The 24065-nt window shown below is 62.3% G+C and carries 23 protein-coding genes; 15 read left to right on the forward strand and 8 right to left on the reverse strand.

Features of this window, described 5'->3' with window-relative positions; translation table 11 throughout:
- Positions 1-343, reverse strand: a 343-nt coding sequence (locus tag Q8M42_RS04615; RefSeq protein ID WP_305283546.1) for an SLC13 family permease, incomplete at its 3' end; no start/stop codon positions are given.
- Positions 344-612: 269 nt separating this feature from the next.
- Between Q8M42_RS04615 and prmB the strand changes: the two genes are divergently transcribed.
- On the forward strand, positions 613-1545 hold the full coding sequence (gene prmB, locus Q8M42_RS04620) for a 50S ribosomal protein L3 N(5)-glutamine methyltransferase (RefSeq protein WP_304868606.1): 933 nt from the start codon (positions 613-615) through the stop codon (positions 1543-1545).
- On the opposite strand, the gene Q8M42_RS04625 is transcribed toward prmB, so the two are convergent.
- Entirely contained in the window at positions 1546-5022 is a 3477-nt protein-coding gene (locus Q8M42_RS04625; protein WP_304868604.1) for a hybrid sensor histidine kinase/response regulator, read from the reverse strand.
- A 243-nt stretch (positions 5023-5265) separates the two neighbouring features.
- Here Q8M42_RS04625 and Q8M42_RS04630 point away from each other — a divergent pair, with 243 nt between their 5' ends.
- Positions 5266-5835 carry a GNAT family N-acetyltransferase gene (locus Q8M42_RS04630; protein ID WP_275961532.1) on the forward strand — a complete coding sequence of 190 codons (570 nt, stop codon included), beginning with the start codon at positions 5266-5268 and terminating at the stop codon, positions 5833-5835.
- 3 nt (positions 5836-5838) lie between these two features.
- Positions 5839-6672: an AraC family transcriptional regulator gene (locus tag Q8M42_RS04635; protein WP_304868602.1), complete on the forward strand. Its 834-nt coding sequence runs from the start codon at positions 5839-5841 to the stop codon at positions 6670-6672.
- Here Q8M42_RS04635 and Q8M42_RS04640 read toward each other — a convergent pair.
- Both Q8M42_RS04640 and Q8M42_RS04645 read right to left on the reverse strand, forming a co-directional pair.
- Positions 6669-7460: a hypothetical protein gene (locus Q8M42_RS04640; RefSeq protein WP_275961534.1), complete on the reverse strand. Its 792-nt coding sequence runs from the start codon at positions 7458-7460 to the stop codon at positions 6669-6671. The two genes, Q8M42_RS04635 and Q8M42_RS04640, sit on opposite strands and share 4 nt — an antisense overlap.
- A gap of 63 nt (positions 7461-7523) precedes the next feature.
- A complete protein-coding gene (locus Q8M42_RS04645; RefSeq protein ID WP_304868599.1) occupies positions 7524-8519 on the reverse strand; it encodes an alpha/beta hydrolase in 996 nt (331 codons plus the stop codon).
- Positions 8520-8681: 162 nt separating this feature from the next.
- Here Q8M42_RS04645 and aroC point away from each other — a divergent pair, with 162 nt between their 5' ends.
- From aroC to Q8M42_RS04670, 5 genes are all read left to right on the forward strand, one after another.
- A complete protein-coding gene (gene aroC / locus Q8M42_RS04650; protein ID WP_304868598.1) occupies positions 8682-9773 on the forward strand; it encodes a chorismate synthase in 1092 nt (363 codons plus the stop codon).
- A gap of 58 nt (positions 9774-9831) precedes the next feature.
- The gene (locus tag Q8M42_RS04655; RefSeq protein ID WP_304868596.1) at positions 9832-10983 is read left to right on the forward strand and encodes an MFS transporter; all 1152 of its coding nucleotides are present in this window, start codon (positions 9832-9834) and stop codon (positions 10981-10983) included.
- A 40-nt stretch (positions 10984-11023) separates the two neighbouring features.
- Positions 11024-11572: an acireductone dioxygenase gene (locus Q8M42_RS04660; RefSeq protein WP_304868594.1), complete on the forward strand. Its 549-nt coding sequence runs from the start codon at positions 11024-11026 to the stop codon at positions 11570-11572.
- Positions 11573-11647: 75 nt separating this feature from the next.
- On the forward strand, positions 11648-11839 hold the full coding sequence (locus tag Q8M42_RS04665) for a PLDc N-terminal domain-containing protein (RefSeq protein WP_275961538.1): 192 nt from the start codon (positions 11648-11650) through the stop codon (positions 11837-11839).
- A 7-nt stretch (positions 11840-11846) separates the two neighbouring features.
- Positions 11847-12416, forward strand: coding sequence for a histidine phosphatase family protein (locus Q8M42_RS04670; protein ID WP_370692731.1), 570 nt, complete (start codon positions 11847-11849; stop codon positions 12414-12416).
- A 13-nt stretch (positions 12417-12429) separates the two neighbouring features.
- On the opposite strand, the gene Q8M42_RS04675 is transcribed toward Q8M42_RS04670, so the two are convergent.
- The 4 genes from Q8M42_RS04675 to Q8M42_RS04690 form a co-directional block, all read right to left on the reverse strand.
- Positions 12430-12927 (reverse strand): methylated-DNA--[protein]-cysteine S-methyltransferase, encoded by a 498-nt coding sequence (locus Q8M42_RS04675; RefSeq protein ID WP_304868592.1) that lies wholly within the window; start codon positions 12925-12927, stop codon positions 12430-12432.
- 4 nt (positions 12928-12931) lie between these two features.
- Positions 12932-13816 (reverse strand): DNA-3-methyladenine glycosylase, encoded by an 885-nt coding sequence (locus tag Q8M42_RS04680; protein WP_304868590.1) that lies wholly within the window; start codon positions 13814-13816, stop codon positions 12932-12934.
- A 109-nt stretch (positions 13817-13925) separates the two neighbouring features.
- Positions 13926-15368 carry a methyl-accepting chemotaxis protein gene (locus Q8M42_RS04685; protein ID WP_304868588.1) on the reverse strand — a complete coding sequence of 481 codons (1443 nt, stop codon included), beginning with the start codon at positions 15366-15368 and terminating at the stop codon, positions 13926-13928.
- Between the two features lie 141 nt (positions 15369-15509).
- Positions 15510-16532 carry an AraC family transcriptional regulator gene (locus Q8M42_RS04690; RefSeq protein ID WP_370692730.1) on the reverse strand — a complete coding sequence of 341 codons (1023 nt, stop codon included), beginning with the start codon at positions 16530-16532 and terminating at the stop codon, positions 15510-15512.
- Positions 16533-16651: 119 nt separating this feature from the next.
- Between Q8M42_RS04690 and Q8M42_RS04695 the strand changes: the two genes are divergently transcribed.
- The 7 genes from Q8M42_RS04695 to Q8M42_RS04725 all read left to right on the forward strand — a co-directional run bounded on the left by Q8M42_RS04695 (position 16652) and on the right by Q8M42_RS04725 (position 24038).
- The gene (locus Q8M42_RS04695; RefSeq protein WP_304868586.1) at positions 16652-18127 is read left to right on the forward strand and encodes an NAD(P)/FAD-dependent oxidoreductase; all 1476 of its coding nucleotides are present in this window, start codon (positions 16652-16654) and stop codon (positions 18125-18127) included.
- Entirely contained in the window at positions 18111-19040 is a 930-nt protein-coding gene (locus tag Q8M42_RS04700) for an alpha/beta hydrolase (protein ID WP_304868584.1), read from the forward strand. Before Q8M42_RS04695 ends, Q8M42_RS04700 begins: the two co-directional genes overlap by 17 nt.
- Entirely contained in the window at positions 19041-19802 is a 762-nt protein-coding gene (locus Q8M42_RS04705) for an SDR family oxidoreductase (RefSeq protein ID WP_304868583.1), read from the forward strand. It begins immediately after the preceding gene.
- Between the two features lie 315 nt (positions 19803-20117).
- Complete coding sequence (locus Q8M42_RS04710) at positions 20118-20453, forward strand: ribonuclease E inhibitor RraB (protein ID WP_108490342.1); 336 nt, start codon at positions 20118-20120, stop codon at positions 20451-20453.
- A 252-nt stretch (positions 20454-20705) separates the two neighbouring features.
- On the forward strand, positions 20706-21413 hold the full coding sequence (locus Q8M42_RS04715; protein ID WP_304868580.1) for a type 1 glutamine amidotransferase: 708 nt from the start codon (positions 20706-20708) through the stop codon (positions 21411-21413).
- 262 nt (positions 21414-21675) lie between these two features.
- Positions 21676-23094 (forward strand): circularly permuted type 2 ATP-grasp protein, encoded by a 1419-nt coding sequence (locus Q8M42_RS04720; protein WP_304868579.1) that lies wholly within the window; start codon positions 21676-21678, stop codon positions 23092-23094.
- Entirely contained in the window at positions 23088-24038 is a 951-nt protein-coding gene (locus tag Q8M42_RS04725; protein WP_304868577.1) for an alpha-E domain-containing protein, read from the forward strand. Before Q8M42_RS04720 ends, Q8M42_RS04725 begins: the two co-directional genes overlap by 7 nt.
- The last annotated feature ends 27 nt before the right edge of the window (positions 24039-24065 follow it).

Raw genomic sequence — 24065 nt, forward strand, 5'->3', positions numbered from 1 at the left:
CCGTGGTGATGTTGTTGAGAAACGGCGAGAGCAGCGCCGACAGCGCGCCGGTGGCCCAGAACATGCCGCGTGCGCCAAGGCCCTTGCGCATCAAGTAGCCATTGAGCGCAGTGAAGACGTTTCGCTCATTAAGCAGCTCGACCACCATCCACATAAACGCCATAAAGGCGATCAGGCCAAACAGCTCTTCCTTGATCTCGCTTTGCGCGTGCAGGAAGTACTGAAAGCCGTTGGGGTCGTAAAACGCGTAGTGGGCGCCGATAACAATCAGGCCGGACATCATGAACATCGCCGGCTTGAACTTATCCATCTCCAGTTGTGCTTCAAAAACAATCAGCGTCATGCCAATCAAAAATATCGCCAGCACGAGCAAGCCCGTGATCGAGAAGGGATCTATGACCATTTTTAGGGGTGTCTTGAGAAAGGGAGGGAAGGGTTAGAAATTGGTAACAAAATTATACTGATGAGCATGATGCTTGGGCAGGTCTACTTTGTGACTGTGGCGGCCTTTGTGGTCAGCAATGCGTCGTGCGGCTAAACAAGCGCAGCGCCCGGCGCGAGCCGGTGCGCCAGGCTGCTAGAATGGCGCACTTTTTTCTGCGGAGAGCTGCCGTGAGCGACGCTACACATACCTACCCAACCCGCCTGCGCACGGTGCGCGACTACATTCGCTGGGCGGTCAGTCGGTTTCATGGCGAGGAGCTGTTCTTCGGCCACGGCACCGACAATGCCTGGGACGAAGCCCGCCAACTGGTGCTTGGTTCCCTGCACCTGCCTTATGAAATCGCCGACAGCTACCTCGATTGCCGCCTGGAAGACGACGAGCACGTGCACCTGCACGCCTTGTTGGCGCGGCGTATCGATGAGCGCGTGCCGACCGCCTACCTGCTGGGTGAGGCCTGGTTCTGCGGCATGCCTTTTATTGTCGATGAGCGTGTACTGGTTCCACGCTCACCGATTGCCGAGTTGATCGAGCAGCACTTCGAGCCCTGGCTGGCGCTGGAGCCGGCGCGGATTCTCGACCTGTGCACCGGCTCGGGCTGCATCGGTATCGCCTGCGCCTACGAGTTCCCCGAGGCTGAAGTGGTGCTCGGTGATCTGTCGTTTGAGGCGCTGGAAGTGGCCAATCAGAACATCGAGCGCCATGGCCTGGATGAGCGCGTGTACACCGTGCAGGGCGATGGCTTTGCCGGGTTGCCGGGGCAACGCTTTGACCTGATCGTCTCCAACCCGCCTTACGTGGATGTCGAGGATTTCGCCGATATGCCGGCCGAGTACCAGCACGAGCCTGAGTTGGGCCTGGCCTGCGGCGACGATGGCCTGGACCTGGTGCGGCGTATGCTCGCCGAGGCGGCGGATCATCTGACCGAGAAGGGCGTGCTGATTATCGAGGTCGGCAATAGCCAGGTGCACGTCGAGGCGCTGTACCCGGAAGTCGACTTCACCTGGCTGGAATTCGAGCGCGGCGGTCACGGCGTATTCCTGCTCGCGGCCGCGCAATGCCGCGAGCATCAGGCGCTGTTTCGTCAGCGCCTAAATGGCTGATTAGCGCAGCACCAGATGCCGGCTGAGAAGGGCGCGCAAAGCGGCCGGTTTAACCGGCTTGGGCAGAAAATCCAGGCCGGCGGCATGCACCTGAGCGATCAGCTCGGGGCGGCCGTCGGCACTGATCACCACGCCCGGTAGCGGCTCACCCAGGCGCGTGCGCAGCCAGGCCATCAGTTCGGTGCCGGTTTCGCCGTCATCCAGGTGATAGTCCACCAGCGCCAGCTGCGGCCGCACGTTTTCATTCAGCAGGTGTTCGCACTCCAGACGATTGCGCGCCGTCCAGACCTGACAACCCCAGCGTGACAGCAGGCTGTGCATACCGGCGAGGATGCTGTCCTCGTTGTCGATGCACAGCACCTGGATGCCGGCCAGCGCCTCGCCGTGCTGCTCGGGCTGGCTGACCAGCACGGGCGGCTCGGCATGCACGGCCAGGGGAATGGTGACGCTGAATACGCTGCCCTTGCCTGGCCAGGAGCGCACTTCCAGCTGGTGGCCAAGCACTCGGCACAGGCCGTCGGCAATCGCCAGGCCCAGGCCCAGGCCTTTCTCGGCGCGGGTCTGGTGGCTGTCCAGGCGCTTGAATTCCTCGAAAATTACCTTGCGCTTGTCGTCGGGAATACCCGGGCCGCGATCCCAGACTTCCAAACGCAGCTGCTGGCCGTTGCGGCGCACGCCGAGCAGCACGCGGCCTTTGGCGTAGCGGAAGGCGTTGGTCAGGAAGTTCTGCAGAATGCGCCGCAGCAATTTGATGTCGCTGTCGACCCGCAGGCGGTTACCGCGCAGGCGGAAGTCCACGCCGTGTTCGGCGGCCAGCACCTTGAATTCCGCCCCGAGGGTGTCGAACAGGTTGTTCAGCACAAAGGCGTGGCGGTCCGGGGTGATGCGGCCGTTTTCCAGGCGCGAGATATCCAGCAGGTCGCTGATCAGGTCTTCGGCCGAGCGCAACGAGCTGTCCAAATGGCGTACCAGCTCACGGGCATCGGCGGGCAGGGCGTCGTCCTGATGGGACAGGGCAGCGGAGAACAGCCGCGCGGCATTCAACGGCTGCATCAGGTCATGGCTGACGGCGGTGAGAAAGCGGGTTTTCGACTGGTTGGCGGCTTCCGCCACGCCCTTGGCTTCGGTCAGCGCCTGATTCAGTTGCGACAACTCCTGGGTACGTTCGCTGACCCGTTGTTCCAGGCCTTCGTTGGCGTCCTTGAGCGCGCGCTCGGCTTCGCGGAATTCGGTGATGTCGGTAAAGCTCATAACAAAACCGCCACCGGGCATGGGGTTGCCGATCAGCTCAATCACTCGGCCGTTGGGAAACAACCGCTCGGAGGTGTGCGCGGTGCCCTGGCGCATCCAGTACAGGCGCTTACTGACGTGTTCTTCTATATCGCCGCCGCCGAGCAGGCCGCGTTCGGCGTTGAAACGGATCAGCTCGGCCACCGGCCGGCCGACGTATACCTGGCCGTCGGGGTAGTTGAACAGCTCAATATAACGGTGGTTCCAGGCCACCAGGCGCAGCGACTGGTCGACCACGCTGATGCCCTGAGTGATGTTCTCGATGGCGCCTTGTAGCAGCGCACGGTTGAACTGCAGCACTTCCGAGGCTTCGTCGACGATGCGCACCACATCCTCGACCTGCATCTCGCGGCCTTCGATGGCTGCCTTGACCACCGCGCGGGTCGATGAGGCGCCGAGCACACCGGCCAGCAGGCGTTCGGTGTGGGCGATCCATTCACTGTTGGCGGTCTGGTTGGGGTCGAAGCCCTTGCCCTGGCGGTAGGCGAAACGCATAAAGCTCTGTCGCGCACGGTCTTCCCCGACAAAGCGGTTGGCCAGCAGCAGCAGGTCGCCGACCTGCACCGCGAGCATGCTGCGGTTGCTGGGTTTGTTGCCCAGGTCATGGCCGATAAAACGCCCGGCCTGCCAGTGCTCGGCCACCCGCGTGCGTGAGAAGTAGGAGACCCAGGCAAACAACAGGAAGTTGCCGGCCAGCGACAGCACCACACCACGGGTCAGCGGGTCGACCTGAAAGCCAATCGGCCCGTACAGCAGGGTTTGCACCCCCGGCAAGGCATCCGCCGGCCAGCCCAGGCCGCGCGCCACCAGCGGCATGACCAGGGTGTAAAACCAGATCAGCGCACCGAAGAACAGCCCGGCAAACACGCCCTGGCGGTTGGCCTGCTTCCACACCAGCGCGCCGAACATCGCCGGAGCCAGTTGGCCGATGGCAGCGAAGGAGACCTGGCCGATGGTCGCCAAGCTGGCGTTGGAGCCAAGCAGGCGATAGCACACGTAAGCCAGCAGCAGGATCAGCACGATGCTCACCCGGCGGGCGGTGAGCATCCAGTGGCGGAAGGCCTCGAACGGCCGCTCGGTGTTTTGCCGGCGCAGCAGCCAGGGCAGCAGCATGTCGTTGGAAATCATGGTGGAGAGCGCCACCGAGGCAACAATCACCATGCCGGTGGCCGCCGAGGCGCCACCGATAAAGGCCAGCATGGCCAGCGCAGGATGGGCTTCGGCCAGCGGCAGACTGATCACGAAGGAATCCGGGGTGATACCAGCCGGCAGCAGCATTTGCCCGGCTAGCGCGATGGGCACCACAAACAATGCGGCGAGGACCAGGTAGGCGGGGAACACCCAGCGCGCCAGGCGCAGGTCCTTGGGCTCGATGTTTTCCACCACCGTCACATGGAACTGCCGTGGCAGGGCGATGATGGCGATCATCGCCAGGCCCGTCTGGGTCATCATCGCTGGCCAGTTCACCGTTTCTGCCCAGAAACCTTCCAATTCGGCGCTGGCCTTGGCCTGGCTGAACAGATCCCCAAAACCGTTGTATAAGCCATAGGTGACAAACGCGCCGACGGCGAGGAAGGCCAGCAGCTTGACCAGCGACTCGAAGGCAATCGCCAGGACCATGCCGCGGTGGTGTTCGGTGACATCCAGATTGCGCGTGCCGAACAATATTGTGAACAGGGCCAGTACCAGCGACACGATCAGCGCGGTGTCCTGGGCGCCAGTGCCGTTGGCGCCTGCGCCGGCACCGCTGAGCAGGTTGACCCCGAGCACGATGCCTTTGAGCTGCAGGGCAATATAGGGCAATACGCCGACCAGGCAGACCAGCGCCACCACCACCGCCAGGGCCTGGGATTTGCCGTAGCGGGCGGCGATAAAGTCGGCAATCGAGGTGATGTTTTCCTGCTTGCTGATCATCACCATCTTCTGCAGCACCCAGGGCGCGAAGACCAGAATGATGATTGGCCCGAGGTAGATCGGCAGAAATGACCAGAGCTGCTCGGCGGCCTGGCCCACCGCGCCGAAAAACGTCCAGCTGGTGCAGTACACCGCCAGTGACAGGCTATACACCCAAGCGCGGATCTTCGGCGGCATGGGCGCGGCGCGGCGGTCGCCGTAGAAGGCGATGGCGAACAGAATGGCCATGTAAATCAGCGCAACCGCGGCGATCAGCCCGCTAGACAGGGTCATGCAAACTCCGAAAACAAACTATAGGGGGCTGCCGGGGTCATATCTGGCAGCGCAGCGGCTGCCCAGAGCCTACCGCATCAGCGTCCACGGTAGATGATTGCTGATCAGTCTCGCAGCAAAGTGACGGTGCGTCAGGCACGACCAAGGTCGCACTGGCGAAGAACATGTTGCTGTTGTGGATTGTGCACACTTGCCGGCCCTGTTAGCGTGTCGCGCCTGCGACTCTGTCCGAGGAGGGACCCTATGTTCAAGCCGCAACTGATTACCCTGCAACGTGGTGGATTGCGCATCGAGCCAATGGTCGACGCCGATATTCCCGCCCTGATCAGTCTGGCCGAAGCCAATCGCCAGGAGTTGATCTATATGAGTGGCAGCCAGCGCCTTGACTGGTATCGCCAGGGCTTGCTTGAACAGCGTGAAGGGCGGGCCTTGCCCTTTGTCATTCGCCTGGGCGAGCAGTTGGTGGGCACCACCCGTTTCGGCGACTTTATGAATACCTTGCCGGCGGCGGAGATCGGCTGGACCTGGCTGGATCGCAGCCAGCACGGCACGGGCCTTAACAGCACCATCAAGTACCTGATGCTCAAGCATGCTTTCGAGCACTGGGGGCTGGTCCGTGTGCAACTGAAAACTGCGGCCAGCAACCTGCGCTCGCAACGCGCCATCGAAAAGCTCGGCGCGCAGCGTGAAGGTGTGTTGCGCAATCACCGCCGCCTGGCCGATGGCCGTCTGGACGACAGCGTGCTGTACAGCATCACCGACCATGATTGGCCGACCATCAAGCAGCAGCTGGAGGCGCGTTTCAGCGGTTAAGGCATGGCGCAGGCGGGTGGCGAACAGACACGATTCTGGCAGGCGCGCGAGCTGGGCGGTATTGAGCTGCTGCACGCGCACTATATCGAGCAGCGCTTTTCGCCCCATGTGCATGAAGGCTTCGTTTTCACGGTGATCGAGGAGGGTGCCCAGCGCTTTCGCCACCGTGGCAGCGAGCACCTGGCGCCGGCCGGCAGCATGGTGCTGATCAACCCGGATGAGCTGCACACCGGCTCCAAGGCCCATGACCAGGGCTGGCACTACCGCGGCTTCTACCCGGACAACGCGCAGGTGTGTGGTGTATTGGCCGAGCTGGAATTGGGTCAGCAGGGCATGCCGTCATTCGCCCTAAGCGTGCTGCATGACCCGCAGCTGCATCGCCAATTCGGCAACCTGCACCAATTGCTGGACAGTCAGGCCTCGGCGCTGCAGCTGCAAACCGCCTGGCGTGAGGCGATTCTGCTGCTGTTTCAGCGTCACGCGCGTTTGCCGCAGGGCCTGGCGCCGGGGCATGAACCGCGCGCCGTCAGCCGCGCCAAGGAATTGCTCAGCAGCCAGCTGGCGGCGCCGCCATCACTGGAGCAACTCGCGCAGGCTGTGGGCTTGTCGCCCTTTCATTTCGCACGGGTGTTTCGCCGCGCCACCGGCCTGCCGCCGCACAGCTGGTTGATGCAGCGCCGTCTGGAGCAGGCCCGGGCGTTATTACGCAGTGGTTGTGCACCGCTGAGTGTGGCGATGCAGCTAGGGTTTGCCGACCAGAGCCATCTAAGTCGGCAGTTCAAGCAGGCTTATGGCGTGGCGCCAGGGCAGTATCGTCAAGCCAGCGCTGTTCGCTAGCGCGTGGCAATCCAGATCAGCAACCCCGCCTGAAACACGCAGAAGGCCACCAGGCAGGTGATGGTAAAGCGCAAGCCGCCGTCTTCGCGTTTGAACACTTCGATGCGTTCTTCCAGCTTGCGCACCTTCACTTCCAGCTCGCGCAGGCTTTGATCGGCCTGTTGCAGCATGCTGGCGGCGTCCAGCAATTCGACGATCTGCACCTTTTCCGTATGCCAGTCACCATGCAGCGAGCTGACCCGTGGCGCGCCGCACTGGGCCTTGATCTTCAGTGGGTCGAGGTATTCGACGACAAAGCCCTGGGCCTGCAGGCAGTGGTCGCGGCGGGCGCGGGCCTCTTCACTGAAGGCGTCCTTGCTGGGCAGTGTGGTATTGGCCACTTGATAGTGGGCGAAGTGCTGGCGTGCCCAGCTAATCCCCTGGGCCAGCATAAAGCGCCCCAGGCCACGGTTTTCCGGCTGCACCTGCAGCGCGCTGTCGGGGCCGAAACTGAGCAGGCGCTGCTCGTGATCGGCCCAGACTTCGAGAATATTTTGTTCCTTGCGCACGCGCTGACCGGGTAGCTGCAATGTCAGACGCAGCAGGCTGTGCTGCTTGCCCAGGCGCTCGACGCGGCCGAATTGGATAAAACGCAAGGGCCGTGCGCCGGTATGGCGGTCGGTGGGCAGGGCGGCCAGGCGCAATAAGCGAAAGTGTTCGGGCGCAAGCTCAGCCCAGGGATGGGCCTGCTCGACAACCTCCTGCGGGGCGGCGTCGGTATCGGTTTGTGGCTCTGGGCTGTCGGTCATACACGGCGATCCTGTGCGCGACATCTTAGGTGTCGCCTGATGCGCTTATCGGCCGCCGCTCGGCTAACTGGAGGCTGGCTTTTTGCCGCTGCGCTGGATGAACTGGACGATCTGCTCGCCCAACCCCTGTGCCAACGGTAGCCGAGGATTGTCATAGCTGGCCAGTTGCGCCGGTAAATCCAGTGCGCTGATGCGCAGCATATGGTTCATTCCGGGGAAGATCAGCAACTCGGCATCCGGCTTGGCCGCTTGCAGCGCATGGGCATCGGCGACACTGACCTGGATGTCATGGCTGCCTTGCACGATCAGCGCCGGAATCTGCAAACGAGCAAAGGCTTGGCCTGGGTTCTGCCGCAGCAGCGAAATCAAATAGGGCTGCACACTGGGGCGAAACAGCACCAGCAAGTCTTTGGGCACCTTGGGGCTGAATTGCCCGGCCAGCAGGCGGTCGAGGATTTGATTGCTCTGCGCCAACAGATGCGGCGGCAGGCGGGAGGCGAGTTGCTCACGCAATAGCTGATCAATCGGCCGCGAGCTGCCGGCAATTGCGACCAAGGCGTCGGCCTGGGCCTGTTCGGCTGCCAGGCTGGCAATCAGCGCGCCTTCGCTGTGGCCGATCAGAATCAGTCGATCAAATGCCGGATCAGCCCTGAGCAGCTGCGCCCAGGCCACGGCATCGCTGACATAACCCTCGACACTGAGGTCGCGTTCATCCGGGGTGGCGGCGCGACTGGCGGCTACCCCACGCTTGTCATAACGCAGGCTGGCGATGCCCTGTTTGGCCAGGCTCTGGGCCAGGCGCTTGAGGCTGTCGCTCTGGCCGCCTTCGGGGTTGTTGCCGTCACGGTCGGTGGGGCCGGAGCCGGCAATCAGCAACGCTACGGCCACTGGCGTGGTACTGCTGGGCTTGAGCAGCGTGCCATGCAGCGTGCCCTGGTCGGTCTGCAGGCGCATGGGTTGTTGCACGCTGCTGTGTGCGGTGGTGTTGTGGGCGGCGTTGGGCGCGGCATTTAGCAGGGCGCTGCAGAGAAGAAGGGGCAACAGAAGAACTCGGGTCATGGATAGGAACTGCCAGGGGTGAGCCATTTGGACGTTTATCTGCCCTGAAGGTTCGAGGATGATCTGTACGGACGCCACGGGTATACTCGCCGCCTTTACTCAAGTGGGGTTTTGCGCCGGCTGGCGTAGCCTCGGAGCTGATTTTCGCGGAGCGTTTTGCACATGTCCGGCAATACCTACGGCAAGCTGTTCACTGTCACCACCGCTGGCGAAAGCCATGGCCCGGCGTTGGTCGCCATTGTCGATGGCTGCCCGCCAGGGCTGGAGATTAGCCTGGAAGACCTGCAGCGCGATCTTGATCGGCGCAAACCAGGCACCAGCCGGCATACCACGCAGCGCCAGGAAAACGACGAAGTGGAAATCCTCGCCGGGGTGTTCGAGGGCAAAACCACCGGTTGCTCGATTGGCCTGCTGATCCGCAACACCGACCAGAAGTCCAAGGACTACTCGGCGATCAAGGATTCCTTCCGCCCGGCCCACGCCGATTACACCTATCACCACAAGTACGGCGTGCGTGACTACCGTGGTGGCGGCCGCAGCTCGGCGCGCGAAACGGCCATGCGCGTCGCGGCTGGAGCCATCGCCAAGAAGTACCTGGCGACCCAGGGCATTGTGATTCGTGGCTATATGAGCCAGCTCGGGCCAATCGAAATCCCGTTCAAGACCTGGGACAGCGTCGAGCAGAACGCCTTCTTTAGCCCAGACCCGGACAAGGTCCCGGAGCTGGAAGCCTATATGGACCAACTGCGCCGCGATCAGGATTCGGTCGGGGCGAAGATCACCGTAGTCGCCGAAGGCGTGATGCCGGGTCTGGGCGAGCCGATCTTCGACCGTCTGGACGCTGAACTGGCCCATGCGCTGATGAGCATTAACGCGGTCAAGGGTGTGGAAATCGGCGCGGGGTTCGCCAGTGTTGCGCAGCGCGGCACCGAGCACCGCGACGAGATGACCCCGGAGGGTTTCCTTTCCAACAACGCCGGCGGCATTCTTGGCGGGCTTTCCAGTGGGCAGCCGATTGTTGCGCACTTGGCGCTCAAGCCAACCTCAAGCATCACCACGCCGGGACGTTCGATTGATATTCACGGCAACCCGGTGGATATCATCACCAAGGGCCGTCACGACCCCTGCGTGGGCATCCGCGCCACGCCGATTGCCGAGGCGATGATGGCCATCGTGTTGATGGACCATCTGCTGCGCCACCGCGCGCAGAATGCCGATGTACGGGTCAGCACGCCGGTGCTGCCGCAGCTGTGATCAGCGCTGCTGCGCGGCCAAGCGCGTCCCGCAGCATGCTTCCGGGTTTATGCACAGCATGAGCCCGGGATTGCCTTACTGGCGTCTGTCCGGTTTCTACTTCTTCTATTTCTCGCTGCTCGGCGCCACTGCGCCGTTTCTTGCACTGTATTTCGATCACCTGGGGTTTTCTGCCGCGCGAATTGGCGAGCTGATCGCCATTCCTATGTTGATGCGCTGCATCGCGCCGAATATCTGGGGCTGGCTGGGTGACTACAGCGGGCGACGGCTGGCCATCGTACGTTTCGGTGCGCTCTGCACGCTGCTGTGCTTTGCCGGCATCTTTATCAGCCAGAGTTACGCCTGGCTGGCACTGATCATGGCCTTGCATGCGTTCTTCTGGCACGCGGTGCTGCCGCAGTTCGAGGTCATCACCTTTGCCCATCTCAAGGAGCAGGCGGCGCGCTACAGCCAGATCCGCCTATGGGGCAGTATCGGCTTTATCGCCGCCGTGGTGGGGCTGGGCAAGCTGTTCGAGGTGCTCAGCCTGGACGCCTATCCCTGGGCGCTGATTCTGATCATGAGCGGCATCGTCCTGAGCAGCTGGTGGGTGCCCAATGCGCAGCCGCAGATGCGTCCGAATACCCTGGAGCAAGGCGGCTTTCTTCAGCAACTGCGGCGCCCAGGGATTCTCGCGTTCTACCTTAGCGCCGGGCTGATGCAGTTAAGCAACGGCCCTTACTACACCTTCCTCAGCCTGCATCTGGAGGCTCTCGGCTACTCGCGCGGGGTGATCGGCCAGCTGTGGGCGTTGGGCGTGCTAGCCGAGATTGTGCTGTTTATGGTCATGGCCCGTTTGCTGGCGCGCTATTCCCTGCGTACCGTGCTGCTGGCGAGTTTTCTGATTACCGCCGTGCGCTGGCTGTTGTTGGGCAACCTGGCCGGGCATCTGCCGGTGCTGCTGTTTGCTCAGCTGATGCACGCCGCGACCTTTGGCAGCTTCCATGCGGCGGCCATGCATTTTGTTCAGCGCAGCTTTGCCGACCGCCAGCAGGGCCAGGGTCAGGCGCTGTATGCCGCGCTGGCAGGGGTCGGCGGTGCGCTGGGCGCGCTGTATTCCGGTTATAGCTGGCACAGTCTCGGCGCTGCCTGGACCTTTGCCATTGCCAGCCTGATTGCCCTGGCGGCTGCGCTGATCACCGCATGCTATATGCGCGATGAGCGGCCATAAACCTGATTATCTGAACTGAAACCGTACGAGAGCCCTGACCATGAGCAGCCTGACCGTCTACCACCAGTCTTCGCCCGAGTACCCGAACAAGCTGTTGACCCACGCCGAAGACATCATCAGCACCCTGGCCGCCGTGGGCGTGCAGTTCAGCCAGGCGCCAGTGCAGCAGCCAGTTACCGCCGGCACTGCCAGCGATGAACTGCTGGCGGCCAGCCGTGTGCAGATCGACCAACTGATGACTGCGCATGGCTACGCCAGTGCCGAAATACTGAGCCTGTGTGATGAGCGCGGCGAGGGCAGTGAACTGGCCCGTGGGCTGCGCCAGGCGCAGGCGTGCCAACCGGCTCACCTGCATTACTACCTGGCCGGACGTGGCCTGCTGGCGCTGCATATTGGTGAGTACGTCTACAGCCTGTTGTGCGAGAAGGGCGACTTGGTAGGGCTGCCTGCTGGCATCGCGCATTGGTTCGATGCGGGTGAACATCCACGTTTTGCCATGCTGCGCCTGTTCGATAGCCGTCAGGTGCCAGGGTTTGTGCCTGCAGAGGGTGATTTTGCCGCCGCGTTTACCGGGCTGGATGACTGCTGAAAGAGCAAACGGCTGAACTCTTGTAGCGAGCGGCTATCCTACGAAGGCGAAACCTTCGCATAGGAGCGTCAAATTATGGGTTCAACATTCAACGGTTTGCTGGGGCTGGTCATTCTGGCGCTGGATATCTGGGCGATTCTCAGCGTCATCAAAAGCAACGCCGAAACGGGCATCAAGGTGCTGTGGATCTTGCTGATCGTCTTGCTGCCGGTGATCGGCCTGATTATCTGGGCATTGATGGGCCCGCGTGGCACGGTCAAGTTCTAGCAGGCCGTTGAAAAACTACCTGCGTTGGCGATACGGCGCGTGGCTGTTGGCGCTGTATCTGCTGAGCGGCGCGGTTCAAGCTAGCGATAAGCAAGCCTGGACCGCGTTGCGTGAAGGCCGCGCCGTGCTGCTGTTGCGCCATGCCACAGCGCCCGGTACGGGTGATCCGGCGAATTTTCAGCTGAATGATTGCCGCACGCAGCGCAATCTCAATCAGCTTGGTCGCGAGCAAGCGCAGCGCTGGGGACAGTTGTTGCGTAGTCAGTGGATCGAGCCGCGCCTGCTTAGCAGCCGCTGGTGCCGCGCGCAGGACACGGCCCGTGAAATGGGCTTGGGCGCAGTCGAAGCGCTGCCAGCCCTAGATTCATTCTTTCAAACACCCAACACCGCCCGTGAGCAGACCGCTGCGCTGATCGAGCAGATCAATGCGCAACCCCGTGGTGCGTCGTTGGTGCTGGTCTCCCATCAGGTCAATATCACCGCGCTGACCGGCATCTATCCGGCGTCTGGCGAAGGGCTGATTCTGGCGTTACCGCTAGAGGCTCCGGCGCGCTTATTGGCGCGAGTTCAGCCCTGAATCGCTGCGCCGGTTAAATACTCAGCAGCCGCTGCTCCGGTAGCTGCGCGCCTTCCAGTTTGAGCAGCAGCGCTTTGCGTGGCAGGCCGCCGGCATAACCGGTAAGGCTGCCGTCACGGCCGATCACCCGGTGGCAGGGAATGATGATGGCAATCGGGTTGGCGCCATTGGCTGCGCCGACGGCGCGTACTGCCTTGGGGCGCGCGATCTCGGCGGCGAGGGCGCTGTAGCAGCTGGTGCGGCCAAACGGGATGGTCTGCAGCGCTTGCCACACGGCCTGCTGAAACGCTGTGCCCTGCGGTGCCAAGGGCAGCTCGAAGCGCTGGCGCCGCCCGGCAAAATACTCATCCAGCTGTCGGCACACTTCATCCAGTTCATTTGTGGCGCTGTGCCAGTGTTCGCTGATATGCCAGGGCTTGTCATCGATAGCCATCAGCAGCTTCTGCAGGCCGGTTGCGTCGGCGACCAATAGCAGGCGGCCGATTGGGCTGTCGTGGTAGCGGTAGAACATCGCCTCAACCCTCCGAGTAGTTGTGCCATAGGTGCGCGGCGGCATAGGCGCGCCACGGTCGCCAGGCTTCGGCACGGGCCTTGAGTTGTTTGGTGTCGATGCCATCCGCACCCCACACCGGCGCTTTGAGCAGGCCCAAGTCGCTGGCGGGAAAGGCATCGACCTCGCCAAAGGCGCGCAGGGCAATATATTCCGCGGTCCACGGGCCGATGCCGGGGAGGGCGCACAGCTGCTCGACAAAGGCCGTGTAGCCGGCCTGCAGATCCAAGCGCAGCTCGCCGCTGGCCACCTGGGCGGCGAAGTGCTGCAAGGTCTGCACGCGCTTGCCGGGCATGCCGATGCCATCCAGATTGGCTTCGGCAATGGCTGCGGGCGTAGGGAACAGTCGTTGAATCTCTGGCGCATCGGCAAATTGCAGCGCCTCACCCAGGCGCGTAACCAGGCGGCCGGTGATGGTCACTGCCGCCTTGACCGTAACCTGCTGGCCAACAATGGCGCGCACGGCCTGCTCGAACGGCTCGAAAGCAGTGGGCAGTCGCAAGCCGGGATTACGTGCAACCAGCGGCCCGAGCTGCGCATCGTTGGCAAAGTGCGCGCTGATCTGCTGCGGCTGGCAGTCCAGATCAAACATCTTGCGCACCCGGGCGGTAAGTGTCGCCAGGCAGGGTTGCAGGGATTCGCTGTAGTGCAACTGCAGCGCGTGCTGATTATCCAGCGCCCGCACGCGGAACCAGCCAAGTTGGCCATCCAACTGCACGCTGCGTGCGTAACTGTGCGGCTGCAGACTTTCCACTCCCGTCAGGGCGCGCAGGGCAAAGTGCGCGTGGAACTGTTGCCACTGCCAGGGCGGTTGGTAGGTCAGTAATAAGGTATTGGGTGCTTGGCTCATGGCCGAACAATACCCGCAGCTCGGCTGGCTGTCAGTGCAGAACTGACTTTCAAACTGCAGTGGTCAAGGCTTTACCCTCTCCCTGATGTGGGAGAGGGTCGCAGAATAACTAAGCGCTGGCGACCCGCTGATGCAGCTGATGCGACAACTGCTCCAGTTGCTCACCCAATTGCACCAGCGACTCCTGGGCATCCAGCAACTCAGCGCTGGCGGCGCGTTGGCGTTGGCTGGCGTCCCGCTGCGCGGCGCTGTTGTCGCGTACGTGCAGCAGTTGCTGGTGGGCGCGGGTGAGTGCCTGACTGTGCTGCAGAATCGAGCTGGAGAGGTTGTCGGTCAGCCCAGCGTTGCTGCTTAACGCAGTGCCGACATCGCTGACCTGCTTCGCCCCGGTATCGATGATCTGCTGCGACTGGCCCAGTACGTTCTGCACCGTATCGGCGGTTTCGTTGCTGCGCCGTGAGAGGTTGCGCACCTCATCGGCAACCACGGCAAAGCCGCGGCCATGTTCGCCAGCGCGGGCCGCTTCGATGGCTGCGTTAAGCGCCAGCAGGTTGGTCTGTTGAGCGATGGCGCTGATCATCTGCATGGATTCGGCGATGCGCTGGTTGCTCTGCTGGATGGCCTGCATGCTGGCCTGGGCATCCTCCATACGTTGCGCGCAGGCATTTACCTGGCTGCTGCTGTGCTGGGTGTCCTGGCTGAGCTGCTGCATATGGCCGGTGCTGGAAGCAAGGCTATCCAGTACTTCATGCAGGGCCAGATCAAGCTGGTGCATGGCGTCGGCTTGTTGCTGCACATCGGTGTCGATGCTTTGGCAGCGCTGGCGGATGCCACCGAGGGTCTGTTGCAGTTGGCCGGCCATCTGCAGCAGATCGCTGGCGGTGCTGCGCACTTCATCGACGATACCGCCGAGTTGCTCCTGATTACGTGCCGCGCGCTGGCCGAACTCGCGGGATTCGTTGAGCGCCAGCTCGGCATCGGCCAGCGCCTGGTTGCGCAGTTGCGCGCTGTACCACTGCGCCAGCCACACGGTCAGAACCGGCAGGATGTAGCCCGAGTAGGTGTTTACTGCGGCATCGCGCGGGCTTAATTCAAATACCGGCAGGCTGGCGCCGCTACGTTCCAGGCGGATCAACCAGAACACGAACAGCACCTGCACCAGGCTCCAGACCATGGCACTGCGCGGGCCGGCCAGCAGGTAGGCGAAGACGATAATCACCGCCGGCCAGTAGATATGCGCCGAGTGCAGGCCGCCCAACTGGTAGATCAGCAGCATCGAGTAGCTGGCCATGCAGGCCAGTGCCATATTCGCCGCCACAGCCAGCGGCAGCATGGCGCTGCGCAGTACCAGCAGCATCAGCGGCATGCCCAGCACCAGCAGCAACGAGCCATACATCAGCGCATCGTTGCCCATGCGGCCCCATTTGATGCAGCTGTACAGGCCGATAATCACGCTGCACAAGCCGCTGAAGGCCAGGGTGCGGGCTAACAGGATGCTGGCCTGGTCGGTCAAATCATGTGGCAGGAACTGCCCAAGGAAACCCTGTCGCATGAAAACTCCAGTCAGTAGGTTGTTCAGCAGTATCGGCGCAAATGACCGCCGGCTTGAGGGTGGAAAGCGCCAATTTGGCGGATGAAATAGCAAAGTGCCAGTTATCTGGCCTGCAGCCCGACGACTTGTCAGTCGCGTTGTTCAGCCCAGTGTCTGGCGGTATTGCCCTGGCGTGAGGCCTTTCCAGCGTTTGAAGGCGTGCAGAAAGTTCGACACCTCGCTATAGCCCAGGCGTTCGGCAATCTCCTCCTGGCTCAGGCTGGCGATGGCCAGCAGTTCTTCGGCCAGGGCCTGGCGCACTTCTTCCTGCAACTGGCGAAAGCTGCTGCCCTGGTCTTCCAGGCGGCGGCGCAAGGTGCGGCTGCTGATATTCAGTTCGCTGGCGATCACTTCCATATCCGGCAGGCGACCTGGTGTGCTCAGCAAGCGATCGCGAATCTGCCCGGCCAGGCCGCTGCGCACCTGACGTTTGGCCAGCAAGGCCTGGCACTGCAACTCACAGAGTTGCGCGCTGTGCGGATTGGCGCGGGGCAGGGGCAGGTCGAGCAGGTGGCGCGGGAAACTGATGCGGTTCTGTGCGCAGGCGAACTCCGGCAGCAGGCCGAATTGCTCGATAAAACGCGTCGGATCAGCGGGCGCTGGCATGCTCAATTGCACCCGGCTCAGGGGCATCTTGGCGCCAGTGAGTTCGCGCTGAATTACCATCACCGCGACGGCATCGCGCAGCAGGAGGAAATCGCGCACCTGATCCGGCAAGTGGCTGCCGTCCAGCTGCAGATGCGCCTGGCTGGCGTCTTCGCACAAGGAGATGCGGTTGAAGGCAAAGGTCAGGTCCAGGTAACGCAGGCCAAGGTCGGCGGCCTGGCGGAAGGTCTGGCTACTGAGCAGGGCATAACCCCAGATACCGTAGGTGGTCAGCTGATAGCGCAGGCCGGCCTGTAGGCCCAGGTCGTATTGCGCGGGCAGGGCGTCGATCAGGTTGCGGATCAATTGCAGTTCCTGCGCCCCTTCGATTTCACTGTGCAACTCGGCCAGTTGCAGGGGGCTGAGGCCGGTGTTGTGCAGGCAGCGTTCGACACTCAGGCCATGGTCGATGCCCAGCTGGGTCAGCAGTTGCACGCTGGTGATGCTGCGCCGTGGCAGGGTGTAGGGGGCGGCCGACATGCAGTTTCCCGTTCGTTTGTCCGAAACTCACAATCAATTGGCCGACTATGCCATAACCCATCACGCGGCAGGCAAGTAGCATCCTGGCATCCGCACTGTTTGCGGTTGGGGATATAACAATGCACAACACTTCCCAGAACCAGGCTCCCTTGCGCGTGCTGATTATTGGCAGCGGTTTTGGCGGCCTGGGCATGGCCATTCAGCTGCAGAAGGCCGGGATTGAGGATTTTCTGCTGCTGGAAAAAGCCGCAGAAGTCGGCGGCACCTGGCGCGACAACAGCTATCCGGGGGCGGCCTGCGATGTGCCGTCGCACCTGTATTCGTTTTCCTTCGAGCCGAAAAGCGACTGGAGCCGCAAGTTCGCGCCCCAGGCGGAAATCCATACTTACATGCTGCACTGCGTGGCCAAGTATCAACTGCGCTCACGTATTCGCTGCAATGCCGAGGTAGCTTCTGCGACCTTCAATGAGGCTGAGGCTTTGTGGCGGGTAACCCTGAGCAATGGCGAAGAACTCTGCGCCGAGGTGCTGATTAGCGCCTGCGGCCAGCTCAACCAGCCGGCCTATCCGGCATTGCCAGGTATCGAGAATTTTACTGGTGAGGCGTTTCACTCGGCGCGCTGGCGACACGATCTTGACCTGAGCGGCAAGCGCGTGGCGGTGATCGGCAGCGGAGCCTCGGCGATTCAGTTTGTCCCGCAGATTCAGCCCAAGGTCGCGCAGTTGCAGTTGTTTCAGCGCTCGCCGGCCTATGTGTTGGCCAAGCCGGACCGCGCCTATCGGCCGTGGGAGTTGGCGGTAATGCGCCGGCTGCCCTGGCTGCAACGCATCGACCGTGGCCTCAAGTACCTGCAGCATGAAGTGCGCGGTTTGGCGTTTATCAGCATGCCGTGGTTGATGAAGCTGTTTCGCTTCAGCTTCGAGCGCCACCTCACACAGCACATCAGTGATCCACAGCTGCGCGCCCAGCTGCAGCCGGATTACCCCATGGGCTGCAAGCGCATCCTGATCAGTAATGATTATTTCCCCGCCTTGGCGCAGCCCAATGTGACGGTGGTCAGCGAGGCGATCAGTCACGTCAGCGCAACGGCGATCATCACCGCCGATGGCCGCGAACACCCCTGTGATGTGCTGATCTATGGCACCGGCTTCGCTGCCACGGAATTTCTCGCGCCAATGCAGATTCGCGGGCTCGGCGGGCAGGAGCTGAACCAGGCCTGGCGCGATGGCGCCGAAGCCTATAAGGGCATCAGCGTAAGCGGGTTTCCCAACCTGTTTATCCTTTACGGACCCAATACCAACCTGGGGCACAACTCGATCATTTATATGCTCGAAAGCCAGTTCCGTTATGTGCTTGGCTGCATCGATTTGCTGTGCCAGCAGGGCGCCCGTTATCTGGACGTAAAAGCGCAAGTGCAGCAGCGCTACAACCAGCAGATTCAAGCCAGCTCACATCGAACGATATGGGAGCAGGGCTGCTCAAGCTGGTACAAAACCGCCTCCGGCAAAAGCACCAATAACTGGCCGGGCTATACCTTTACCTACCGCCTGCAGACCCGCGCACCGGAGCCCAATGACTATGAATGCACCCGTTGAATTCACCGCTCCAGCGGCCGATCAGGCGCTGCTGCGCAGCGTCTTGCGTACCAGCTTGCGCCTGCTGTTCCGTGGCCTGGTGCGCCCACCGATGCCGATTGCCGGGCAGCGTGCGGTGCTGCGTTTGCTGACTGCAGCCAGCCCGGCGCCGCGTGGCATCACCCGTAGTTCCGGCACCCTGGGCGGACGGCCTTGTGAGTGGCACAAGCCGCAGAGTAGCCGTGGCACCGTTCTGCTGTATCTGCATGGCGGTGCTTATCTGATCGGCGGGGCGAATACCCACCGTACGATCTGCTCCAACCTGGCCAAACGCGGGCAGATGAATGTATGCGCCCTGGATTACCGCCTGGCGCCGGAACATCAATATCCTGCGGCTCGCGAGGATGCGCTGGCAGCGTTTCAGGAACTGATCAAGCTGGGTTACAAGCCTGAGCAGATTGTCATCGGCGGCGATTCAGCGGGCGGCAACCTGAGCCTGATATCTAGTCTGCGCCTGCGCGACCTGGGCCTGCCGCAACCGGCGGCGCTGGTGTGTTTCTCCCCGGTCACCGACTTTACTGGCACGCAGCTGCACGAGCCGCCCGCCGGTGATCCGTTGATCCACCGCAAATGGGTGGAGCAGGCCCTGGCGCTGTATTGCCCGGCTGGACTGGCACATGACGACCCTGGCTTATCGCCACAGTTTGCCGACTTGCAGGGCCTGGCCCCTGTGCTGATCCAGGTCGGTGAGGACGAGATTCTGCGTAACGACAGTCTGCGCTTTGCCGACAAGGCCAAGGCCTCCGGTGTGGATGTGCGCCTGCAGCGCTATCCGGACCTGTGGCATGTGTTCCAGGCCCACGCGGGTCTGCTCAAGGCCGCCGATTTTGCCCTGGCTGAAGTGGTGAGCTTTCTGCGTGAGCGAGGCTGCTGAGTGAACAATATTCTGATTACCGGCGCAGCCTCGGGGATCGGCGCGGCCACCGCCAGGCTGTTTCATCAGCATGGTTGGCAGGTTGGTTTGCTGGATATCAACCACCAGGCACTGGCCAAGCTGGCCGGCGAGCTGAGTAACGTCTGGCATGCCGAGCTGGATGTGAGTGATCCGGCGGCGGTGAAGGTCGCCCTGGCGGACTTCTGTGCCCTGCATGGCGGTCAGTTGCGCCTGCTGTTCAACAGCGCCGGGATTCTGCAGTGCGGGCACTTCGAGGAAATCGAACTGAGCGAGCATGCGCGCATTCTGCAGATCAACGTGCAGGGCCTGCTGAACATGACCCACGCCGCCTTTCCCTATCTGCAAGCCACGCCCGATGCCCAGGTGATCAATATGGGCTCGGCCTCCGGGCTGTATGGCGTGCCGCATCTGGCCAGCTACTCGGCCTCCAAGTTCGCCGTGCGCGGGCTGACTGAGGCGCTGGATCTGGAATGGGCCAAGCACGGCATCCGCGTCGGCGACTTGATGCCGCCGTTTGTCAGCACGCCGATGCTTAACAACCAACGCTTCCAGGCCCCGGTGCTAAAGCGCTTGGGCGTCAATCTTGAGGCCGAAGCCGTGGCTCAGGCGGCCTGGGCGCAAAGCCGCAGCAGGGCGGTACACCGACCGATCAGCCTGCAATTCAAGCTGCTGTTCTGGTCCGGCCAGCTGACGCCCGCCTGGCTGACCCGGCGCATCATGGCCTGGCTAGGGCGCGACTGAGGGGCTGGATGTGTTTCTGAAACAACTTTCGCTGGGCAAATGCCGCGCGATGGGACTAGTCTGCACCTAACGCTTCTGACTTGTTCGCTCTGAACAAGCCTGCGTTGACCAGCCCTGGTTTCAGGTCTGGCTTATGACATATCAGGCAGCACATCGCTTGATTCTCGGGCGGCACTGCAATCGGTGCCGCAACACCGCTGATGCTCTGGCGGTCGCAATGGGAAAGCGTTTACCAGGTCGTTGCACTGCAGTATCGACTCACAGTTGGTTCTTTAGCGTCCTGTAAATTTGTCCATCGCCTGAGGAGGTCACTTCATGAGCACAGCCTTGCACGATGATGTCAGTAACGGGGTTTTACGGCGGATGAAGGAGGGTGGCTTCGACTTTGCCAGCTTCCATCCCATCGAGTTCTACGCCTTATTCCCGGATGAGGAGCGGGCCCGTATGGCCACCCGCAAATTTCGAGGTGAATCTTTACACGCCCTGGTGACCGAGCGTGATGACGGTGTCTGGCACCTGCAAGTCAGTAAAGTAATGTTCGCGACATACCACGGCATCGACGACTTCGAGCATGACCTGGAGTCGGTCGTGGCGCCGCTTGGCGGCAAACTGGATGGGTGGGGCGTAACCCAGGAGGTGAGACAGCCCTGAGAACCTGTCTACGGTCTGCTGCGCGTCGGCCCTGCTGCGTTAAAAACAGGCTCGGATGCTCATTTACAACCGTAAACTCCGCTTCCTCGCCTGCTTTTGCCTTGCATGGCTCTAGCTCGCGAGATCGTAAACAGGTTCTGCAATCCAAACACGGGCCGGCCATAAGCTGGCCCGTGTCATTTCTACCTCGCCGACGCGCGCCCAGCCAATCGCCCCTCGACCCCAGCCCGCGCTTTGCTTCAGACTTGGCGCATGACCGACATCCTGATTTTCACCCATATCGATTACTGCCCGCCGGCCCACCTGGGCAAGGTGCTGGAGCAGGCTGGCCACTCATTTACCGTGCTGCGCGCTGATCTTGGCGAGCTGGACGACATTGATCTCGACCGCCCCAAGGCCGTGGCCATCATGGGCGGGCCGATGAGCGTGAATGATCCGCTGCCCTGGCTGGCCACTGAGGTTGCCGCGCTGCAGCATTTTATTCGCCGCGATATTCCGCTGATCGGCCACTGCCTGGGCGGCCAGCTGTTGGCCAAGGCCCTGGGTGCGCAAATCAGCCGCATGCCCTACACCGAAAGCGGTTGGCAGCCGCTGAGCCGTCTTGACCACGCGGCGCCCAGCCCCTGGCTGCAGCACTTGCCCGAACAGTTCCCAATCTTCCAGTGGCACGGCGACAGCTTTGCCATTCCCGAGGGCGCCCAGCCCTTGCTCAGCAGTCCCTGGTGCAGCAACCAGGCGTTTGCTTGGGGCGATAAAGTTCTGGCTCTGCAAGGCCATCCGGAAATGGACGAGGCCCTGGTGCGCCAGTGGCTCGGCGACTGGCATCACCTGCTGGATGAAAGCCAACCCAGCCAGCAGAGCAGGGCGCAGATGCTTGACCAGTTGTCCGCCAAGGTCGTGGCGTTGAACCGCGTGGCCGAAGGCTTCTATCGCCACTGGCTGCAGCTGGCCGGGCTCTGAGGCCGGGTAGGGTGGATGGCGCTTTACCCATCCACCGGTGGCTGCAGTGCGGTGGATAAAAAGAGCGTTATCCACCCTACGGTGCTTTAGCCCGGATGTCCGCCTTAAAATGGCGCGCCCTGCGACCTGGCGGTCACCATTGCGCCCCGGCTTGGTGCGTTGCTCGCATCGCTAATACTCAAGCTACTGATTTAAAACATTTTTATTGTATGGCGCGGGCCTTGCAAAGCTGTCTCCATGTCCGGGTGACAAGGAGTACGGCATGGCCCGCACCTTTTATGACGAGATGTACGACGCGAGTGGCGCTGTCCGCCCGCACTACCAAGCTTTTGCCCGCTGGTTAGCGGATACACCGGATGAACTGCTGGCCCAGCGCCGCCGAGAAGCCGACCTGCTGTTCCACCGCGCCGGTATCACCTTCACCCTGTACGGCGACGACCAGGGCACCGAGCGGCTGATTCCATTCGACATCATCCCGCGCAGCATCCCCGCCAGCGAATGGCGCATCGTCGAACGCGGCTGCATTCAGCGCGTGCAGGCGCTGAACATGTTCCTCGCCGACCTCTACCACGATCAGCGCATCATCAAGGCCGGCATCGTGCCCGCCGAGCAGGTGCTGGCCAACGAGGGCTACCAGATCGCCATGCAGGGCCTCAACCTGCACCGCGACCTCTACGCGCATATCGCCGGGGTCGATCTGGTGCGCGATGGCGACGGCAGCTACTACGTGCTGGAAGACAACCTGCGTACGCCCAGCGGCGTCAGCTATATGCTCGAAGACCGCAAGATGATGATGCGCCTGTTCCCCGAGCTGTTCGCCGCTCAGCGTGTGGCGCCGATTGATCATTACCCGAACCTGCTGCTCGACACGCTGAAATCCTCCAGCCCGCTGGATAACCCCAACGTGGTGGTGCTGACGCCTGGGCGCTTCAACAGCGCCTACTTCGAGCACGCTTTCCTCTCCCGGGAAATGGGTGTGGAGCTGGTTGAAGGCGCCGATCTGTTCGTGCGTGACGACAAGCTGTTTATGCGCACCACCGCCGGGGCCAAGCAGGTGGACGTGGTTTATCGGCGTCTCGACGACGCCTTCCTCGACCCGCTGGCCTTCAACCCCGACTCCATGCTCGGCGTGCCCGGCCTGCTGGCCTGCTACCGCAGCGGCAACGTGGTGCTGGCCAACGCCATCGGCACCGGGGTGGCGGACGACAAATCGATCTACCCCTATGTCGACGACATGATCCGCTTCTATCTGAGCGAAGAGCCGATCCTGAAGAACGTACCAACCTTCCAGTGCCGCAAACCGGCTGAGTTGTCCCACGTGCTGGCCAACCTGGAACACCTGGTGGTCAAGGAAACCCAGGGCTCTGGCGGTTACGGCATGCTGGTCGGCCCGGCCGCCACCAAGGCCGAAATCGAAGACTTCCGCGCCCGCCTGATTGCCCGCCCCGAGGCCTATATCGCCCAACCGACCCTGTGCCTGTCGACCTGCCCGACCTTTGTTGAGCGCGGCATCGCGCCTCGGCATATCGATCTGCGGCCGTTTGTGTTGTCTGGCAAGGAAACTCGCATCGTCCCCGGCGGCCTGACCCGCGTCGCGCTGCGCGAAGGCTCGCTGGTGGTCAACTCGTCCCAGGGTGGCGGCACCAAAGACACCTGGGTGGTGGAGGATTCATCATGCTGAGTCGTACTGCCTCTGATCTGTACTGGATGTCGCGCTACCTGGAGCGCGCGGAAAACCTCGCGCGCATGCTTGAAGTCAGCTATTCGCTGTCGTTGATGCCGCAGGACGGGCGCGGTGATGGCCTGGAAGAACTGGCCCTGCCGCTGCTGATTACCGGCACCCTGGACGATTACCTGGAGCGTCACGGCCCGTTGCACGCTGAGCGCATGCTGCACTTCTTCGCCCTCGATGCGAGCAACCCGGCGAGCATCTACTGCTGCCTGCAAGCCGCGCGCAGCAACGCCCACGCCGTGCGCGGGCGGATCACCGCTGATATGTGGGAAAACATCAACGCCACCTGGCTGGAAATCCATGGCATCGCCCAGCAAGGCCTGAGCCGCTACGGCATCAGCCGTTTCTGCGAATGGGTCAAGGAACGCTCGCACCTGTTCCGTGGCGCCACCTTCGGCACCATCATGCGCGGCGACCCGTACCGCTTTATCCGCCTCGGCACCTTTATCGAGCGCGCCGACAACACCCTGCGTCTGCTCGATGCACGCTACGAAATGCTTGGCGAGGATATCGACGAAGTCGACGGCCGCCCCGCACGCAGCTACTACCAGTGGACTGCGTTGCTGCGTGCGCTGTCCTCGTTCGAGGCGTTTGCTGAGATCTACCGCGGCTCGCCCGGTACGCGCAAAGTCTCCGAACTGCTGCTGCTACGTGCCGATGTACCGCGCTCGCTGCGTGCCTGCATGGACGAACTGAGCCTGATGCTCGCCAGCCTGCCCGGCGACAACGGCCGCCCAGCCCAACGCCTGGCCGCCGAACTGGAAGCGCGGCTGCGCTACACCAGCATCGAAGAAGTACTCGACGAGGGCCTGCACGCCTGGCTCACCGATTTCATCCTGCTGGTTCGCCAGCTGGGCCAAGCCATCCAAAGCTCCTACCTGGAGGTCGCATGAGACTGTCAATCAGCCACGACACTACCT

It is taken from the genome of Pseudomonas sp., assembly GCF_030684895.1.
Classification (GTDB): domain Bacteria; phylum Pseudomonadota; class Gammaproteobacteria; order Pseudomonadales; family Pseudomonadaceae; genus Aquipseudomonas.